This is a genomic window from Polaribacter sp., assembly GCF_024639685.1.
GTDB lineage: Bacteria > Bacteroidota > Bacteroidia > Flavobacteriales > Flavobacteriaceae > Polaribacter.
On record NZ_JAHEHX010000020.1, the window covers coordinates 36,895 to 52,315 of the forward strand.

Below are 15,421 nucleotides of genomic sequence, written 5' to 3' on the forward strand. Positions count from 1 at the left end.
AAACCTCATCAAATAGAATTGATGAGGTTTTTTTATGCAAGTTAATACTTATGCTTCTATCTTTTTAAGCCAAGTTTTTACATCAACCTCAGCTTTAATGATATCTTTTAAATCAGAAATTTTAACACGTTTCTGATCCATTGAATCTCTATGTCTTATGGTAACAGAATCATCTTCTAAAGAGTCATGATCTACAGTAATACAGAAAGGTGTACCTGCAGCATCTTGTCTTCTATAACGTTTACCAACAGCATCTTTTTCGTCATAAAATACGTTGAAATCCCATTTTAAATCTTCTACAATTTTCTTAGCAACTTCTGGTAAACCATCTTTTTTAACTAAAGGAAAAACTGCTGCTTTAAAAGGTGCTAAAACTGCTGGTAATTTTAAAACCGTTCTTGTAGTACCATTTTCTAATTCTTCTTCTTGTAATGATTTAGAAAAAACTGCTAAAAACATTCTGTCTAAACCAATAGAGGTTTCAACAACATAAGGCACGTAACTTTTATTTTCTTCATGATCAAAGTACTGTAACTTTTTACCAGAAAACTGTTCATGTGCTTTTAAATCGAAATCTGTTCTTGAATGTATCCCTTCTAATTCTTTAAATCCGAAAGGAAAATTAAACTCAATATCTGCAGCAGCGTCTGCATAATGAGCTAATTTGTCATGATCATGAAAACGGTAATTCTCAGAACCCATTCCTAAGGAAAGGTGCCATTTTAAACGGGTTTCTTTCCAAGTAGTGTACCACTCTTTTTGAGTACCTGGTTTTACAAAAAATTGCATTTCCATTTGTTCAAACTCACGCATTCTAAATATAAATTGTCTTGCAACAATTTCGTTTCTAAAGGCTTTACCAGTTTGTGCAATTCCAAAAGGAATTTTCATACGTCCCGTTTTTTGAACGTTTAAGAAATTTACAAAAATTCCTTGGGCTGTTTCTGGTCTTAAATATACTTGTGTAGCGTTTTCTGCTGATGCCCCAATTTGAGTGCCAAACATTAAGTTAAACTGCTTTACCTCTGTCCAATTTTTAGAACCAGAAGCTGGGCAACCAATACCTAAATCTACTATTAATTGTTTAAAACCAACTAAGTCACTTTCTTCTTGAACTCTTGCTAACTCTGCAGAAATTTCATCTATCTGTTTTTGACGACGAATTACATTTCCGTTTGTAGCTCTAAATTCTTCTTCGTTAAAAGCTTCTCCAAAACGTTGTTTAGCTTTGGTAATATCCTTCTCTATTTTCTGATTTATTTTTTCTCTAAAATCTTCTACTAAAACATCTGCTCTGTAACGCTTTTTAGAATCTTTATTATCAATTAAAGGATCATTAAAAGCATCTACATGACCAGAAGCTTTCCAGGTGGTTGGGTGCATTAAAATTGCGGCATCTATACCTACAATATTTTCATGCATTTGCACCATAGCTTTCCACCAATACTCTCTAATATTTTTCTTTAGCTCAATTCCATTTTGAGCATAATCGTAAACCGCACTTAAACCGTCATAAATTTCAGAAGACTGAAATACATAACCATATTCTTTTGCATGCGATAAAACTTTTTTAAACTGATCTTCTTGTTTTGCCATAATGAGAGCAAAGATAAACGTTTACTGAAATTTATCAATAAGAAAGAAGAATTTAAAAACCATGCAAAACTTTTTGTGTATCTTTCAATAGATTTTTCAATCGCTATGAAAATATTAAAAGATCTATTGTACATTTTTTACCCAAAGTTGTGTGCTATTTGTAAATTACAACTTATTGATAATGAAATCACAATTTGTACAGTTTGCAGACACGATTTGCCTTTAACTAATTTTGTAGATTTTAAAAATAACAAAATAACCCAAACATTCTATGGAAGAACTTTAATTGAAAAAGGGTATGCTTTAGTTTTATATCGTAAAGAAGGTAGTGCTAAAAAATTAATACAAGACTTAAAATATAAAAACAATCAAGAAGTAGGCACTTTTTTTGGTAATTGGCTAGGAGCTATGTTAATAGAAAACAGAGAATTTGACGAAGTAGATTGTATTGTCCCTGTTCCATTACATCCAAAGAAACAAAAAATAAGAGGCTACAACCAAGTAACAAAATTTGGAGAAAGATTCTCTTTCTTTTTGAATAAAGCGTTCATAGAAAATCAACTAATAAGAACTTCATCTACAAAAACACAAACGCTAAAAGCGCGGTTTGAACGATTTAAAAATTTGGATACTAAATTTCAAATAAAAGAAGGTGACAAATTTAAAGGCAAACATATTTTACTTATTGACGATGTTATAAATACTGGTGCTACTTTAGAAGCCTGTGCAAATGAATTACAAAAATATAAGGGTACAAAAATTAGTATTTTAACAATGGGATATACTTAGTAACATTTATGGTTTTTATTTCAAAAATTAATTGTTATTTTGTGTAAAATTCTTTTTTTGTGAAAAAATATTACAAACTATTTTTATTAGTAACACTAGTAAGCTTTATGTTTAGTTGTGCTAAAACAGGCAGACCAGATGGTGGTCCTAAAGATGAAAATGCACCCTTATTTGTAACTGCAAACCCACCTTACGAAAGCACAAATTTTAATAAAAAAGAAATTAAAATAAACTTTGATGAGTTTATTGTTCTCAAAAACTTAAACAAACAGTTAGTGGTTTCTCCACCCATGAAAAACCCACCTTTAATTACTCCACAAGGTACGCCTAGCAAGTTTATAAATATTGAAATAATAGATACTCTAAAAACAAACACCACTTATATTTTTAATTTTGGAAATGCTGTAGAAGATAACAATGAAGGCAACCAGCTAGAAAACTTTAAATATGTTTTTTCTACTGGCACCTATATAGACTCTTTAACCACTTTTGGAACTGTTAAAGATGCAAAGCTTATTGATACCCCTAGAAGTGTAAACGTTTTAATGTATAGAATAGACAGCACATTTAATGATTCTATTGTCTACAAAAGGAAGCCTGATTATGTTACAAATACCTTAGATACTACTAATTACAATTTTACCAATCTAAGAAAAGGAAACTACTTATTATTGGCCTTAAAAGAGCCTCTAAACGACTACATTTTTAACTCAGAAACGGATAAAATTGGTTTTTATAAAGATATTATTCAACTGCCTAGAGATAGTATAATTCCAAATTCTATTGTGTTATTTAATGAAGAACAATCTTATGAATTTGCAAGAGGGAAAGAAACTACAAAAGGTAAAATTGAATTTGGTTTTTATGGTGATGCAAAAGACATGCAAATTAACTTACTTTCTGATGTGCCAGATGATTTTAAAAGTATCGCAAAATTTGATACTGAAAAAGATACTTTGAATTATTGGTATACTCCAATAGAAAGAGACTCTTTAAACTTTATAATTGCAAACAATGATATTTTAGATACCATTACTGTTCGATTACGAAAGAAAAATATAGATTCTTTGGTTATCGAATCGTCCATAAGAAGTATTTTAAATTTAAGAGATACTTTTTATATAAAAAGTAATACACCTATTATTACTATAGATAGTACCAAAATTAATTTATTTGATAAAGACACTTTAGCTGTAAAATATAATATCATTCCATCTATAAAAGAAAACAAAATTGCCTTTGTTTTTGACAAAAAACCAAAAGACAAATATAAATTTAGCTTCTTACCCAAAGCTTTTACTGATATTTATGAAGTAGCCAATGATAGTTTAACTTATTATTTTGTTACCAAAGAGCTAGAAGATTATGGACGAATAACGTTAAACGTGAATAATTCTAATTCTAAAAACGTAATCATAGAATTATTATCTGGCCAAAATCAAGATGAAATTGTAGAAAGGCGTTTTATTAATTCTTCTGCTCAGTTAGTTTTTGATTTATTGGAACCTATTAAATACACAATTAGAGCTATTATAGATGAAAATAGAAATAATAAATGGGACACAGGAAACTACCTAAAAAAACAGCAACCAGAAGTAATTTTATATAATGAAGCCATTAACAATTTCGCACTTAGAGCAAATTATTTTATAGAGGAAATATTCACTATTAATTAATTTTGTAAATTACATAAATATAAAAATATGATGCTTACGTGGTCTATACCAATACTTATTTTAGGTTTCTTATCTATAATACTATGGTTTTGGGCCATTATAGATATTAATAGAAGTAATTTCAAAGAACCAAAACATAAGGGTTTGTTCTTATTTATGGTTCTAATTACACCTATAATTGGGTCTATAATTTATTTTCAAATGAAAAAAGGGTAGGTTTCTACTGATAAAAGAAAATTTTCTCCCCATTTTAAAAACCATTAAAAAAGCTTGTTAAAATATTTAGGCATTTAACGCGTGTTCTAAGTCAGCAAGTAAATCTTCTATAGCTTCAATACCAACACTTAAACGTATTAAAGATTTTGTAATACCAATTTTTAAACGCTCTTATTCTGGAATAGAACCATGAGACATGGTTGCAGGATGATTTACCAAACTTTCTACACCACCTAAAGATTCTGCCAAGGTAAATAATTTTGTATTTTCTAAAAATGCAAAAGTTGCTTTTTTACTTTCATCTTTTAACTTAAAAGAAACCATACCACCAAAAGCTGACATTTGCTTTTTGGCAACTTCATAGCCTTCATGAGATTGTAAACCTGGATAATATACTTTACCAACTTTAGAATGTGTTTCTAAAAACTGAGCTACTTGTAATCCGTTTTCACAATGTCTTTGCATTCTAACATGTAAGGTTTTTACACCTCTTAAAGCCAGAAAAGAATCCATAGGCCCAGCAATTGCACCTGCTGCAAATTGTATAAAATGTATTTCCTTAGCCAAAGCTTCATCTTTTACCATTAAAGCACCCATTACTAAATCTGAATGACCACCAAAATATTTGGTAGCAGAATGCATTACAATATCTGCACCTAAATCTAATGGTTTTTGCAAATATGGTGTTGCAAATGTATTATCTACAGCTATTAAAATTTCTGAATTTTCTTCTTTTACATTCGTTGCTATTTTATGAATGTCTGCAATTTTCATTAAGGGATTGGTAGGGGTTTCTATCCAAACCAATTTTGTTTTTGGGGTAATTGCATAAATTACATTAGCAGACTCATCCATATTTACAAAAGAAAACTCTAAACCATATTTTTGAAATAGTTGTGTAAACATTCTGTAAGTTCCTCCATACAAATCATCTCCTGCAATTACTTCATCTCCTGGTTTTAACAATCTTAAAATTGCATCTATAGCAGCCATTCCAGATGCAAATGCAAATGCATGTGTGCCATTTTCTAGTGCTGCAAAATTAGCTTCTAAAGCAGTTCTTGTAGGGTTTGTACCTCTTGCATATGCATAACCTTTGTGTTGCCCAGGGCTAAATTGTGCAAAGGTGGATGTTAAAAAAACAGGTGGCATTACTGAACCTGTTGTTTCTTCGTGCTTCTGACCTCCGTGAATTGTTTTGGTATTGAATTTCATGTTTAAATAGACTTAAAATTACAAAAAACGAGAATATTCTAAATAGGCTTAGCCCAGATTGAACGGCTTGTTTGAGCTCTTTTTGAGTTGCTGATTTTTATCAGCAACTCAAAAAAGCGAGTAGTGAAAGCTGGAAATAGTTTCTAAACTTAAAGAAACTTCTTTATAGATCTAATAATTCCATAATGTATACCTTCATGAAAATTATTAAAAGGAATGGCATTATGTATTGAAGAAAGTACAAAGCCTGAGCTTGTTGGGTACTCTTTGTAGTTCTCGAAAATACCAGCTTCAAAATCTTCTTCTAAAGTGTCTGGTAAACCCATTAAAAGTTCTTTTACCTCATTAAACTCTTCTTCTGTAAATGTTTTTGTAGGTACAGTTCCTTTTTTATGAGCCTCTACCAAATCATCTGGACATAAAAGATTTAAACCAGATAAACCATAATGTAACAACTGTTGTGTAACCACTATATGTCCTACATTCCATGCAATGTTATTCTTAAAACCATCAGGTATTTTGTGTAGTTCTTCTAAAGATAAATCCTCGATTTCTTTTAATATTAGATCTCTAGATTTTCTTAAAATATCAAATTGAATTTTCATTTTTATACTTAATTTTGGTCCTGTAAATATAATTGATATAAAATGAAGAAAGTTTATTTTTTGAAAACTTGTGATACTTGTAAACGTATCTTAAAGGAAGTGAATTTAGATGGTTTTGAACAACAAGAAATAAAAACAAACCCTGTAAATGAAACTCAGCTACAAAAAATGTATGCACTTTCTAACAGTTATGAGGCCTTGTTTAATAAACGTGCACGATTATATAAATCTTTAGGTTTAAAGGATAAATCGTTGTCTGAAGCTGATTTTAAAAAATATCTTTTAGAGGAATATACGTTTCTGAAAAGACCTGTTTTTATTATTGATGGGGAAATTTTTATTGGCAACAGTAAAAAAGAAGTAGAAAAAGTAAAAGAGAAAGTGAATTAACACTTTCTCTCTTGGTTTTATATTTTGTATGAATTGGAAAGTAGCTTCGCAAGCTCTTCTTTGGTCATGCTTGTTTTTAAACCTAAAAGAACTAGGCTGTCATCATCACTATTTGCTTTTAAAATGATCTCTTTAATTAAGTTATACTTTTTAAGATACATTTCAAAGGCTTTTTTTACATCTGAATATGCCAATAACAATGCTTGTTCTCCACCGTTTTTTAAATTGGAATACTAACGCAAATGTGCTTGCCTATAATAAGGCACATATACTTTTCCTGAAGTTGCAAAAGCTGAAGCTTGATAAAGAACAGCTCTATTTAATACTTTTTCTTGTTGCTTTTTATCATCTATAGGTACATTCCATCTTAAATCTTCTTTTTCTGTATTTAAAGTAGGATAAACATAAAACACATCTGCTTTTAAAGTATTTGATTCCTTTGATTCAAATTCAGTAAAATCTGCAGTGTATTTATTTGGTAATACAGCCCAATTCTCTTCTAAATTATAATCTTGGAACATCCGTTATTTCAGATTTTTCATAACCTGAGGCATCATAACTAGTTTTACAAGCGGAAAATAAAACCAATAAAAGTAAGAAGTATGGAAGCTTTGTTTTCATTAAAAATTCATTGAAATTCCCAAGTTAGTGTCATTAATATTTAAATTAAATGTAGGTTGAAATTGGTAACTAGTGGATGTTATCCCTTCATTATACAAATCTACAGCCCATTCAGGATTTCCACCACCAATTGCTGTACCTATAGAAAAACCAACTAATGCTCCACCTGCAGTTCCTAAAAGCATAGCCCAAGTCTGATTTGTTTTTGCAGACTGAATTAATGCTAATGCTTTAGTATTCTCTTTCATAATCACTTTCATTATTTTAAAAGAAGTGTTTTATCATTCTGGTTAAACTCATAACCTCCAAAAACTTTATTTATTTTAATTTTCTGAGCATTAATAATTGACGCTGTAAATAATGTAAAGAATAATAATCCAACTAAATTTTTCATTTTTTATGTTTTTATATATAATTCTGATAAGCTTTCTGCTTCTTTTTTAGCACTCCAATTTTTTATAATTTCTTCTCTTGCTGCTTTACCAGTCATAGGAACTTCGTCCTTCAATAACTTTATTAAAATTTCTTCTAACTGATTGTTATTTCCAGCTTCAAATAAATATCCATTCTTACCATTAGTTATTAATTCTGAATGTACGCCAACATCTTTAGTTGCTATTACTGTATTTTCACAGCTCATAGCTTCTGCTGTAACTAGAGAAAAGCCTTCTGAAAAACTAGGTGCAACTAGAATTTTTGCTGCTTGATAATAAGAAATGATATCTCTAGTTTCGTCTACAAAATAAACTTGATTTTCTATTTGATGTTTTTTGGCAATGGCTTTTAATTCCTCTAAAAATGCTGGCTTATCTACTTTGCCTACTATCACCAAAGCCCAATTGGAATATTCCTTTAAGTTTTTTAAAGCTTCTAATAAAACCAACTGACCTTTTGCTTTACGAACTCTACCTGCATTAAGAATAATATGATCTTGAGAAATATGCTGCAGTTTCTTAACAGTATTTGGTTTGAATTTATCAACCTGAATTCCATGACCAACTGAGGTGTTTTTAATTCCTAGATTAGCGCTCATGCTGTTGATTAAAGTAACCACTTTATCTGCCTTTTTAAGTAAAAACAGAGTTAAACTAGAGGGTTTAGATTCTGCATGTCTAGTAGCCACAAGTGTAAACTTAGCACCTAAAAACCTATAAAAAAGCATTCGTAAAATTTCATTGTTTCTATGACAATGTACAATTGTTTTATTTTTAGAAAATAAAAATGATTTAAGTTTTTTGGTGGTTATATGGTTTCCAGAAATAGTAGAACCATACACATAAGTCTCAAATTTATCAGAGAAAAATGGCAATACATTTTCTATACTCCTGGTAACTCCAGTGCATCTTTTATGAAAATGAGTATGAATTAAAACAGATTTCAGAGGTCTATTTTTTTATATTAAGAAAATCTTCGCGTTATAATTTCTAAAAAGCGAGCCTCTAATTCTTCTTGATCTGTCCAATTATAATCTGGTTTAACCATTGTATGAATAAAGCTTTTAGCCTCTTTTTCTATTTTAAATGTATTTAACTGAGAAATAACTCTGTTATAATCCTCTTGCTGATTATTAAACAAGTGTTTTACAAACGCAATTCTGTCATTTAAACCAATTTGAATATTAGTATTTAATTTATCATTTAGCGATTTTGGTTGAACATTATCAAATAAATCTGCCATTACATCTACAGAGATAGTATCCTGTAATTCATCTTCTAAAGACAAGGTTTTTTGTTCGTTTAAGTTTAGCTCTTTATCTTCTTGAACTAACTGATTTTCTTCATTTAAAGTCTCAAACATCAACGCTTCTAAATCGTCAAAAGGTTGCTCTATAATTTCTTGCACTTCTTCTTTTTCATCAGAATAAGATTCCTCTTCAATAGCTTCGGGCTCATTTAGAATAGCTACTTCTTCTTTTTCTTCAACTATTATATCTTCTTTGTCTTTATGATCTTTTTCGTGAGAAAGGGTAGGCTTTCCAGAAACTTCTTCATTAATTAAAACATCATCTAATACTTTTTCTTTATCATCAAAAGCTGTAGATACAGCCTGTAGAAGTTCTTCTCTACTCTCTTCTGCATTTGGAGTTGTATTAATGTACTCCTCTACAAAGGCTAACATCGTAAGTTTTTCATAGATTTGTTTAGACTGCTCTTTTAAAGCAAACACATCTTCCTTATTTTTCATCTTTAAGATACTATGAGCTATACTTATTAATTCGCTCTCTAATTTTTTGTGCATAAGTTGTGATGTATATTTAATTTAAACTATGAATTATTTATATTTTTGTAAATTCTCTTTGTAGAACAAAAGTATAAAAAATTATAACGCTTAAAATTACAAAATGTTTCTTGAAAATACTGTAAATCATACAGAACAATTTGGTTGGATTGAGGTAATTTGTGGCTCTATGTTTTCTGGTAAAACAGAAGAGTTGATTAGGCGCTTAAAACGTGCACAATTTGCAAAACAGCGTGTAGAAATTTTTAAACCTGCAGTAGATACTCGTTATGATAATAATGAAGTAGTTTCTCACAACGATTCTAGAATACGTTCTACACCTGTACCAGCGTCATCAAATATTCGTTTATTAGCGAATGATATAGATGTAGTTGGTATTGATGAAGCTCAATTTTTTGATGATGAAATCGTATCCGTTTGTAACGATTTAGCCAATAGAGGCATTCGTGTAATTGTTGCAGGTTTGGATATGGACTTTAAAGGAAATCCTTTTGGACCAATGCCATCGTTAATGGCAACTGCAGAATACGTAACAAAAGTACATGCTGTTTGCACTCATACAGGTAACTTAGCCAACTATAGTTTTAGAAAAGCACAAAATGACAGTTTAGTTATGCTTGGTGAAACTGAAGAATATGAACCTTTAAGTAGAGCTGCATATTATAAAGCCATTAAAGAAAAACAAAATAGTTCTGTAGAAAAAGTTACCTCTTCTAGTAATATAAATAAGAGTACTGATGTAAATTCGACTAAAGAATGAACAATCATGTAAGTGTTTTAGAAATTGATGGCAAAGCTTTAGAGCATAATTTAAATTATTTTAAAAATAAATTAAATGAAGCAACTAAAATTTTAGCTGTTGTTAAAGCATTTGGTTATGGTAGTGATGGAGTTCTTGTTGCTGAGTTTTTAAAAAATAAGGTAGACTATTTTGCAGTTGCTTATGCACATGAGGGGATAGCAATAAGAGAAGCTAACATTAAAACACCGATATTAGTACTACATCCACAAATAAATTCTTTAAAGGATATTATAGCTTATAATTTAGAACCTAATTTATATAATTTTAAAATATTAAACAGCTTTTTAGACATTGCTTCTAAAAAAGGTTTAAAACAATATCCAATACATTTAAAATTTAACACGGGCCTTAATAGACTAGGTTTTAAACAGTCAGATATTTCCAATATTAATACTCAACTAAAAGAAACGAACGCTATAAAAATACAATCTTTATTCTCTCATCTAGCAGCAAGCGAAGACTTAAACGAAAAGGAATTTAGCAACAGCCAACTAAAAAGTTTTTCTAGTATTACCAAAGAATTCTTAAAACTCTTAGATTACAAACCATTGTTACATATTTTAAACACCTCTGGAGTTGTAAATTATGCAAACGCACAGTTTGATATGGTAAGAATAGGTCTTGGTCTTTATGGTTTTGGAAACGATCTAAAAGAAACTAAGCAACTAAAAAATACACACCATTTAAAATCTATTGTCTCTCAAATTCATAGCCTAAAAAAAGGGGAAAGTGTTGGGTACAACAGAGCATTTGTCGCTAAAACACCTAGTAGATCTGCAACCATACCTGTAGGTCATGCAGACGGTTTATCAAGAAAATTAGGAAATGGGAAAGGGTATGTACTTATACATAACCAAAAAGCAAACATTATTGGTAATGTTTGTATGGATATGATAATGGTAGATGTTTCAGCAATAGATTGTAGTGAAGGTGATGAAGTTATTATCTTTAATCATCAAGAAATGTTGCAACACATCTCAAATGTTTCGGACACTATCGTTTACGAAACCTTAACATCAATTTCTCCACGTGTTAAGAAAATGTTAAAAAAGTAGTGCTTTAGCAACGTATCAACCTTAAATATATAAAAAATGGGAATGTTAAAATAATTTAAAGATTTTGCAATGAAGGGTAACCTTATAGATATTGCAGTAGGTTTTGTTATGGGGGCTGCTTTTAAACAAGTAGTAACCTCATTTACTGGAGGAATTGTTTCTCCTTTAATTGGTCTAATTTTTAAAGCCGACTTTAAACAATTAAAATGGATTGTTAAAGAAGGTACACTAAACGACGCTGGTGAAACAGTAAACCAAGTTGCAGTATTGTATGGTGAATTTTTAACCAACGTTATCGATTTTATTATTGTCGCTTTCGTAATGTTTATGATTGTAAAAGGCGTAAACGCGACTAAAAAGAAAGAAACTCCAAAACCTGAAGCCCCAAAAGGTCCGAGTCAAGAAGAATTATTAGCACAAATTAGAGATTTGCTGATAAAACAAAAATAAATAAGATTATTTATTAAACCACAAAAAAAACCAAACTAAGCTTGGGTTTTTTATTTTTTCTGAACTTCTGCAACTTTCTTTTCTAACTCTGCTTGAAATTCTTCCATAACTGGTTTTACGGTACTTTCTGGTATATCCGAAACCTTTATATACATTAAACCGTCTACAGCATTATTAAATTTAGGGTCTACATTAAATGCAACTAATCTTGCATTTTGTTTTACGTATTTTTTAATCAAAACAGGAATTCTTAACGCTCCTGGTTCTATTTCATCAATAATTTTATCAAACTTTTGCATGTCTGCTTTTGTAGCATCAAACACAAAATCTTTATCACCATCTTTTAACTTAACCTTGTACTCTTTTTTTGGATAAATGTACTGTGCAATATAAGGATCGTAATAATGCGATTTCATAAACTCAATCATTAATGATTTTGAAAAATCTGAAAACTGATTGCTAATAGAAACGCCACCCATTAAATATTTATATTCTGGATAACGTAAAGTAACATGCACAATACCTTTCCATAATAAAAATAAAGGCATTGGTTTTTGCTGATATTCATCTATAATAAAAGCTCTACCCATTTCTATGGTATTTTGCATCATTTGATGTAGCTCAGGCTCAATTCTAAATAGAGTTTGAATATAAAAACCATTGATACCAAAATTCTTATAGATTTCTTTTCCAAGTCCCATTCTATAAGCACCTACTAAACGTTTTTCTTGATTGTCCCAAAGTACTAAATGATAATAATACTTATCATACTTATCTAAATCGATGGCTTTATTTGTACCCTCACCTACTCCTCTAAACGTAATTTCTCTTAACCTTCCTATTTCATGAAGTAAATTAGGAATATCTTTTGCGTTTGCAAAAAACACTTCGTAATTTTTACTTTCTAATAACTTTCCACTCGCTTTTCGTAACTTATTAATTTCTGTGATGTATAGTTCCTTACTTTTTGCGGTTACAATTTTTTTTATGGGCTTTTTAATTTTTATAGCTTCTGCGGATAATAATTTACTTGCTTTTTGAAATGGGTTAGCTAACATATAAGTTTTTTTCCTCACAAACTGATAAAAAGAAGTAACATCTTCGTATTTGTTCTGATCAGCTACAGAAATAGGTTTTCCGATTCTTACTTTAATTACCTTACCTTCTTGAGAAATAACTTCAGAAGGTAATTTAGCCGTTCTTAGTGTATCTGAAATTTTAGATAAAAAATAAAATAACCGACTATTTTTAGCATGGAAATAAATTGGAATTATAGGAACCTGTGCTTTTTTAATTAGACGAACTGCTCCATCTTCCCAAGGCTTATCTACCTTCAATTTTCCGTCTTTATAAGTAGATACTTCACCTGCAGGAAAAATACCTAAAGGCTTGCCTTCTTTTAAATGTGAAATCGCACTTTTTATTCCAGCAACACTAGATTTTGCCCCCTTTCTTGACTCAAAAGGATTTACTGGCATTATATATGGTTTTAAAGGAGCTATTCTGTGTAGTAGAAAATTGGCTATAATTTTATAATCTGGTCTTTTTTCAATTAAAAGTTTTAATAATAAAACACCGTCTATACCTCCTAAAGGATGGTTAGATACTGTAATAAAAGCACCATCTTTGGGTATTCTTTTTAGATCTTCTTCTGGGATTTGGAATTCAATATTACAATCTTCTAAAACACCATTTAAAAAATCTAAATCGGTTTTGTCTTTGTTCTTTTTGTAAATCTTATTGATTGCGGATATACGTAAAACTTTGATAAGTAACCATCCAATAAAAGTCCCAAAAAATCCAAGTTTTTGTAAACCAATTACTTGCGAAATTTCTTTAGCTGTTACTAATCCCATAATTTAACGTTACTACTAGGTAACAAACTAAATAAAAAAAACGAAATGAGAATTTTATTTAATTAGGTTTTATTACAATTTGTGAGGTCTCTTTATTAACCTGAGTAAGTAAAGATTCTCCATTATTTTCAATCAATTCTATAGCTGTAGCGTCAAAATGACGAATGGTATATAGGTCTACATTTTTCTGAACATCAATTTTAAATTGATTGTTTAATTCGTTATGAAACGAATCAAATTTGTCGAACTTATTATCAATACAAACAGAGAAACTAATGGCTGAATTCTGAATTAAATTCACTTTTAATTGATAATCGTGTAATTTTTGAAAAATAAAACTAATGTTATTCTCTACCATAAAAGAGAAATCTAATGCAGAAATAGATACCAAAATTTGATTTTTCTTAACAATGTAACAAGGTATATAAGGCGCTAACATGGTTCCTTTAGAAACAGTTGTTCCCTTTTCTTTAGGATTTACAAAAGAACGCACTAACAAAGGAATTTCTTTTCGTTCTAAAGGTTGTAATGTTTTTGGGTGAATTACAGATGCCCCATAAAAAGCCATTTCTATTGCTTCTTCGTAAGAAATTTGTTCTAATAAAGTTGTGTCAGAAAAAACCCTTGGATCTGCATTTAAAACTCCTGGTACATCTTTCCAAATTGTAACACTTTCTGCATTTAAACAGTATGCAAAAATACCTGCAGTGTAATCTGAACCCTCCCTACCTAAAGTAGTTGTGTTTTCTGTATCATTTGCAGCAATGAAACCTTGAGTAATGTTTATTTTAGAAGTATCTACCTTTTTACTGATCAAGTCTTCTGTTAACTCCCAATCTACTTTTGCATCTCTATAATTACTATCTGTTTTTATATAGTTTCTAACATCAAACCATAGATTCTCTTGACCTATTTTAGCTAAATATGCACTCACTATTCTGGTCGACAGTAATTCTCCAAAACAAATAATTTGATCATAAACATAGTTAAACCTTTGAGAAGTGTTTCTTGCCAAAAACCAACCTAACTCTCCAAACAAAACATCTACTTCTTTGTAAACCTCATCTGTTTTATCAAACAATGAATTCATAATAGTTTTATGAAATTCTTCTATATAATTTAGTTTGTTTGGTAAATCTTCTTTTTTGTAATAATACGAATGTATAACATCTTCAAAAGCATTTGTCATTTTACCCATAGCAGAAACTACTACTAAAGTATCTTTAGCACCTTCATTCTTTATGATAGAAGCCACATTTTTTAAGCTTTTTGCATCTTTTACAGAGGCACCACCAAATTTAAAAACCTTCATCTAACTAGTTGTTTTGTATAAATTTTGATAAATTTTCTTTATTCATTTGTACTACAGACCAATCATTTAAATAAGTTGCACCTGTACTTTTATAAAACTCAATAGCATTTGTGTTCCAATCTATAACTTCCCAAGCAACTCTATTAAATTCATTTTCATAAGCATAGTTTAAAACAGCTGTATATAATGCTTTGCCTGCTCCAATTTTTTGTCTGCTTTTGGTAACAATTAAATCTTCTAAATGAATAGTTTTACCTTTCCAAGTAGAATATCTTTCATAGAAAAGGGCTATACCAATAATAGTTTCATTTTCTTCGGCTACAAAAATTTTGAATCTTGGGTTATCTGAAAAGCCATCATTTATTAAATCAGCTTCAGTAATATCTACAGCATTAGGCTCTTTTTCAAAAATAGCCAATTCCGTAATTAAGTTATGCACAGATTGCATGTCTTCTTGCAAACCTCTTCTAATGATAAAACTCATATAATCAAAATTTTGACAAAGATAAATCATTTTGTAATCGTTAAAAATATTTGATAAATTTTGACAATTAGTAATTATCTGTTCAATTTTTCATCTAATTCTTAATTTGTTCGTGA

Annotated in this window: 15 protein-coding genes and 3 pseudogenes; 7 read left to right on the plus strand and 11 right to left on the minus strand. The window is 29.8% G+C overall.

The window, feature by feature from the left end; genetic code table 11:
- Window positions 1-48: 48 nt before the first annotated feature.
- Window positions 49-1,596 carry a glycine--tRNA ligase gene (locus tag Q0L44_RS09010; protein ID WP_296637691.1) on the minus strand — a complete coding sequence of 516 codons (1,548 nt, stop codon included), beginning with the start codon at window positions 1,594-1,596 and terminating at the stop codon, window positions 49-51.
- Window positions 1,597-1,701: 105 nt separating this feature from the next.
- On the opposite strand from Q0L44_RS09010, the gene Q0L44_RS09015 reads away from it, so the two are divergent.
- The 3 genes from Q0L44_RS09015 to Q0L44_RS09025 are packed head-to-tail and all read left to right on the plus strand — an operon-like array spanning window position 1,702 to window position 4,277.
- Entirely contained in the window at window positions 1,702-2,385 is a 684-nt protein-coding gene (locus Q0L44_RS09015; protein WP_296637693.1) for a phosphoribosyltransferase family protein, read from the plus strand.
- Between the two features lie 59 nt (window positions 2,386-2,444).
- A complete protein-coding gene (locus tag Q0L44_RS09020; RefSeq protein ID WP_296637694.1) occupies window positions 2,445-4,061 on the plus strand; it encodes an Ig-like domain-containing protein in 1,617 nt (538 codons plus the stop codon).
- Between the two features lie 30 nt (window positions 4,062-4,091).
- Window positions 4,092-4,277 (plus strand): PLDc N-terminal domain-containing protein, encoded by a 186-nt coding sequence (locus Q0L44_RS09025; protein ID WP_296637857.1) that lies wholly within the window; start codon window positions 4,092-4,094, stop codon window positions 4,275-4,277.
- 66 nt (window positions 4,278-4,343) lie between these two features.
- On the opposite strand, the pseudogene Q0L44_RS09030 reads toward Q0L44_RS09025, so the two are convergent.
- Window positions 4,344-5,492: pseudogene (locus Q0L44_RS09030) on the minus strand (cystathionine gamma-synthase).
- A 149-nt stretch (window positions 5,493-5,641) separates the two neighbouring features.
- Entirely contained in the window at window positions 5,642-6,097 is a 456-nt protein-coding gene (locus tag Q0L44_RS09035; protein WP_296637696.1) for a DinB family protein, read from the minus strand.
- Between the two features lie 42 nt (window positions 6,098-6,139).
- Between Q0L44_RS09035 and Q0L44_RS09040 the strand changes: the two genes are divergently transcribed.
- Complete coding sequence (locus Q0L44_RS09040) at window positions 6,140-6,487, plus strand: ArsC/Spx/MgsR family protein (protein ID WP_296637698.1); 348 nt, start codon at window positions 6,140-6,142, stop codon at window positions 6,485-6,487.
- Window positions 6,488-6,504: 17 nt separating this feature from the next.
- Here Q0L44_RS09040 and Q0L44_RS09045 read toward each other — a convergent pair.
- The 5 genes and pseudogenes from Q0L44_RS09045 to Q0L44_RS09065 all read right to left on the minus strand — a co-directional run bounded on the left by Q0L44_RS09045 (window position 6,505) and on the right by Q0L44_RS09065 (window position 9,346).
- Window positions 6,505-7,008, minus strand: a pseudogene (locus Q0L44_RS09045) (DUF3089 domain-containing protein).
- 99 nt (window positions 7,009-7,107) lie between these two features.
- Window positions 7,108-7,356 (minus strand): hypothetical protein, encoded by a 249-nt coding sequence (locus Q0L44_RS09050; protein WP_296637700.1) that lies wholly within the window; start codon window positions 7,354-7,356, stop codon window positions 7,108-7,110.
- Window positions 7,357-7,367: 11 nt separating this feature from the next.
- Complete coding sequence (locus Q0L44_RS09055; protein WP_296637701.1) at window positions 7,368-7,502, minus strand: hypothetical protein; 135 nt, start codon at window positions 7,500-7,502, stop codon at window positions 7,368-7,370.
- Between the two features lie 3 nt (window positions 7,503-7,505).
- A complete protein-coding gene (locus Q0L44_RS09060; protein WP_296637703.1) occupies window positions 7,506-8,417 on the minus strand; it encodes a glycosyltransferase family 4 protein in 912 nt (303 codons plus the stop codon).
- Between the two features lie 89 nt (window positions 8,418-8,506).
- Entirely contained in the window at window positions 8,507-9,346 is an 840-nt protein-coding gene (locus Q0L44_RS09065) for a hypothetical protein (RefSeq protein WP_296637704.1), read from the minus strand.
- Window positions 9,347-9,449: 103 nt separating this feature from the next.
- Here Q0L44_RS09065 and Q0L44_RS09070 point away from each other — a divergent pair, with 103 nt between their 5' ends.
- The 3 genes and pseudogenes from Q0L44_RS09070 to mscL all read left to right on the plus strand — a co-directional run bounded on the left by Q0L44_RS09070 (window position 9,450) and on the right by mscL (window position 11,653).
- A complete protein-coding gene (locus Q0L44_RS09070; RefSeq protein ID WP_296637706.1) occupies window positions 9,450-10,106 on the plus strand; it encodes a thymidine kinase in 657 nt (218 codons plus the stop codon).
- Entirely contained in the window at window positions 10,103-11,203 is a 1,101-nt protein-coding gene (gene alr, locus Q0L44_RS09075; RefSeq protein ID WP_296637709.1) for an alanine racemase, read from the plus strand. The genes Q0L44_RS09070 and alr overlap by 4 nt, the downstream gene beginning before the upstream one ends.
- A gap of 42 nt (window positions 11,204-11,245) precedes the next feature.
- Window positions 11,246-11,653, plus strand: a pseudogene (gene mscL / locus Q0L44_RS09080) (large conductance mechanosensitive channel protein MscL).
- Between the two features lie 50 nt (window positions 11,654-11,703).
- On the opposite strand, the gene Q0L44_RS09085 reads toward mscL, so the two are convergent.
- Genes Q0L44_RS09085 through Q0L44_RS09095 form a run of 3 tightly spaced genes read right to left on the minus strand, consistent with a single transcriptional unit; the run spans window position 11,704 to window position 15,305 of the window.
- Complete coding sequence (locus Q0L44_RS09085; protein ID WP_296637711.1) at window positions 11,704-13,509, minus strand: lysophospholipid acyltransferase family protein; 1,806 nt, start codon at window positions 13,507-13,509, stop codon at window positions 11,704-11,706.
- A gap of 58 nt (window positions 13,510-13,567) precedes the next feature.
- Window positions 13,568-14,821, minus strand: coding sequence for an aspartate kinase (locus tag Q0L44_RS09090; RefSeq protein WP_296637712.1), 1,254 nt, complete (start codon window positions 14,819-14,821; stop codon window positions 13,568-13,570).
- A 4-nt stretch (window positions 14,822-14,825) separates the two neighbouring features.
- A complete protein-coding gene (locus tag Q0L44_RS09095) occupies window positions 14,826-15,305 on the minus strand; it encodes a GNAT family N-acetyltransferase (RefSeq protein WP_296637714.1) in 480 nt (159 codons plus the stop codon).
- Between the last annotated feature and the right edge of the window lie 116 nt (window positions 15,306-15,421).

Bases quoted from the DNA above. Each gene is read 5' to 3' on its own strand.
- Q0L44_RS09040 (WP_296637698.1), top strand. From the start codon at position 6,140: ATGAAGAAAGTTTATTTTTTGAAAACTTGTGATACTTGTAAACGTATC.
- Q0L44_RS09065 (WP_296637704.1), bottom strand. From the start codon at position 9,346: ATGCACAAAAAATTAGAGAGCGAATTAATAAGTATAGCTCATAGTATC.
- alr (WP_296637709.1), top strand. From the start codon at position 10,103: ATGAACAATCATGTAAGTGTTTTAGAAATTGATGGCAAAGCTTTAGAG.
- Q0L44_RS09050 (WP_296637700.1), bottom strand. From the start codon at position 7,356: ATGAAAGAGAATACTAAAGCATTAGCATTAATTCAGTCTGCAAAAACA.
- Q0L44_RS09015 (WP_296637693.1), top strand. From the start codon at position 1,702: ATGAAAATATTAAAAGATCTATTGTACATTTTTTACCCAAAGTTGTGT.
- Q0L44_RS09090 (WP_296637712.1), bottom strand. From the start codon at position 14,821: ATGAAGGTTTTTAAATTTGGTGGTGCCTCTGTAAAAGATGCAAAAAGC.
- Q0L44_RS09055 (WP_296637701.1), bottom strand. From the start codon at position 7,502: ATGAAAAATTTAGTTGGATTATTATTCTTTACATTATTTACAGCGTCA.
- Q0L44_RS09070 (WP_296637706.1), top strand. From the start codon at position 9,450: ATGTTTCTTGAAAATACTGTAAATCATACAGAACAATTTGGTTGGATT.
- Q0L44_RS09085 (WP_296637711.1), bottom strand. From the start codon at position 13,509: ATGGGATTAGTAACAGCTAAAGAAATTTCGCAAGTAATTGGTTTACAA.
- Q0L44_RS09025 (WP_296637857.1), top strand. From the start codon at position 4,092: ATGCTTACGTGGTCTATACCAATACTTATTTTAGGTTTCTTATCTATA.
- Q0L44_RS09095 (WP_296637714.1), bottom strand. From the start codon at position 15,305: ATGAGTTTTATCATTAGAAGAGGTTTGCAAGAAGACATGCAATCTGTG.
- Q0L44_RS09035 (WP_296637696.1), bottom strand. From the start codon at position 6,097: ATGAAAATTCAATTTGATATTTTAAGAAAATCTAGAGATCTAATATTA.
- Q0L44_RS09010 (WP_296637691.1), bottom strand. From the start codon at position 1,596: ATGGCAAAACAAGAAGATCAGTTTAAAAAAGTTTTATCGCATGCAAAA.